The sequence below is a fragment of the Mammaliicoccus stepanovicii genome, assembly GCF_002902525.1.
Taxonomy (GTDB): Bacteria; Bacillota; Bacilli; order Staphylococcales; family Staphylococcaceae; genus Mammaliicoccus; species Mammaliicoccus stepanovicii.
Window position 1 is genome coordinate 1 of the sequence record NZ_PPQZ01000035.1, and the last position, 2,178, is coordinate 2,178.

Below are 2,178 nucleotides of genomic sequence, written 5' to 3' on the forward strand. Positions count from 1 at the left end.
AAGCAAAAAACCGAGTGAATTTTTAACGAAATTCAACAAGCTTAATAATCGCGCGTCGTCTTTTTAGACGACATCACAGATTAATAACATTTATTTCTTTAAACATTATGTATAAGGAAATATTAGATTAAGTTATTAAGGGCGCACGGTGGATGCCTTGGCACTAGAAGCCGAAGAAGGACGTTACTAACGACGATATGCTTTGGGGAGCTGTAAGTACGCTTTGATCCAGAGATTTCCGAATGGGGAAACCCAGCATGAGTTATGTCATGTTATCTGCATATGAATACATAGTATGTAAGAAGGCACACCCGGAGAACTGAAACATCTTAGTACCCGGAGGAAGAGAAAGAAAACTCGATTCCCTGAGTAGCGGCGAGCGAAACGGGAATAGCCCAAACCAACAGGCTTGCCTGTTGGGGTTGTAGGACACTCAACACGGAGTTACAAAGGAAATAATTAGACGAATGGTTTTGGAAAAACCAACCATAGAAGGTAAAAGTCCTGTAGTCGAAAGTTATTTCTCTCCTGAGTGGATCCTGAGTACGGCGGAACACGTGAAATTCCGTCGGAATCTGGGAGGACCATCTCCCAAGGCTAAATACTCTCTAGTGACCGATAGTGAACCAGTACCGTGAGGGAAAGGTGAAAAGCACCCCGGAAGGGGAGTGAAATAGAACCTGAAACCGTGTGCTTACAAATAGTCAGAGCCCGTTAATGGGTGATGGCGTGCCTTTTGTAGAATGAACCGGCGAGTTACGATTTGATGCAAGGTTAAGCAGTAAATGTGGAGCCGTAGCGAAAGCGAGTCTGAATAGGGCGAATGAGTATCTGGTCGTAGACCCGAAACCAAGTGATCTACCCATGTCCAGGTTGAAGTTCAGGTAACACTGAATGGAGGACCGAACCGACTTACGTTGAAAAGTGAGCGGATGAGGTGTGGGTAGCGGAGAAATTCCAATCGAACTTGGAGATAGCTGGTTCTCTCCGAAATAGCTTTAGGGCTAGCCTCAAGTGATGATTATTGGAGGTAGAGCACTGTTTGGACGAGGGGCCCCTCTAGGGTTACCGAATTCAGACAAACTCCGAATGCCAAATAATTTAACTTGGGAGTCAGACTATGGGTGATAAGGTCCATAGTCGAAAGGGAAACAGCCCAGACCACCAGCTAAGGTCCCAAAATATATGTTAAGTGGAAAAGGATGTGGCGTTGCCCAGACAACTAGGATGTTGGCTTAGAAGCAGCCATCATTTAAAGAGTGCGTAATAGCTCACTAGTCGAGTGACACTGCGCCGAAAATGTACCGGGGCTAAACATATTACCGAAGCTGTGGATTATCCGTAAGGATAATGGTAGGAGAGCGTTCTAAACGTGTCGAAGCATGATCGTAAGGACATGTGGAATGTTTAGAAGTGAGAATGCCGGTGTGAGTAGCGAAAGATGGGTGAGAATCCCATCCACCGATTGACTAAGGTTTCCAGAGGAAGGCTCGTCCGCTCTGGGTTAGTCGGGACCTAAGCCGAGGCCGATAGGCGTAGGCGATGGACAACAGGTAGATATTCCTGTACCACCTATTTTTGTTTGAACGATGGGGGGACGCAGTAGGATAGGCGAAGCGTGCTGTTGGAGTGCACGTCCAAGCAACAAGACTGAGTGTTAGGCAAATCCGGCACTCTTAAGGTTGAGTTGTGATGGGGAGCTGGATCATGTATCCGGCGAGTCGTTGATTTCACACTGCCAAGAAAAGCCTCTAGTTAGAAATTAGGTGCCCGTACCGCAAACCGACACAGGTAGTCAAGATGAGAATTCTAAGGTGAGCGAGCGAACTCTCGTTAAGGAACTCGGCAAAATGACCCCGTAACTTCGGGAGAAGGGGTGCTTTTTAGGGTGCAAGCCTTGAAGAGCCGCAGTGAATAGGCCCAAGCGACTGTTTATCAAAAACACAGGTCTCTGCTAAACCGTAAGGTGATGTATAGGGGCTGACGCCTGCCCGGTGCTGGAAGGTTAAGAGGAGTGGTTAGCTTCTGGCGAAGCTACGAATCGAAGCCCCAGTAAACGGCGGCCGTAACTATAACGGTCCTAAGGTAGCGAAATTCCTTGTCGGGTAAGTTCCGACCCGCACGAAAGGCGTAACGATTTGGGCACTGTCTCAACGAGAGACTCGGTGAAATCATAGT

General features: G+C 47.4%; 1 rRNA gene. It reads left to right on the top strand.

The features are described 5' to 3' along the window. Window positions 1-125: 125 nt before the first annotated feature. A 23S ribosomal RNA gene (locus CD111_RS06760) occupies window positions 126-2,178 on the top strand; the annotation flags it as partial.